At 69.8% G+C, this 318-nt stretch carries 1 pseudogene; it reads right to left on the reverse strand.

Annotated features, from left to right (window positions below):
• Window positions 1-5: 5 nt before the first annotated feature.
• Window positions 6-318 (reverse strand): annotated as a pseudogene (locus tag IG69_RS0119630) (type IV secretory system conjugative DNA transfer family protein); the annotation flags it as partial.

Raw genomic sequence — 318 nt, forward strand, 5'->3', positions numbered from 1 at the left:
CTCGGTCACAGTGACCCACCGTCGTGGTTGTCGACGAGCCCCCGGCGGCGCGCCTCGACGAGGGCGGCGATGGCTCGGGCTTCCGGGTCGACGTCGTGCGAGCGGCCGGGCGCGATGGTGTCCCGTAGCCGCTTCTGGTTCTCGAGGAGCTGCTGACCAGGCTTGCCGTCGATGCAACGGTTGAGGCGAGCGACGATCGGGGCGCCGTTCTCGGAGAGCACGAGGGCGTGCCGTTCCTTCATCTGGCGGATCTCGGCGCCGGTCAGGATGGGGATGTCGTCAGCGGAGACCTGGCGGCCACCCATCTGCCCTGACTGC

This window comes from Phycicoccus jejuensis (genome assembly GCF_000720925.1).
In the GTDB taxonomy this organism is placed as follows: Bacteria; Actinomycetota; Actinomycetes; order Actinomycetales; family Dermatophilaceae; genus Phycicoccus; species Phycicoccus jejuensis.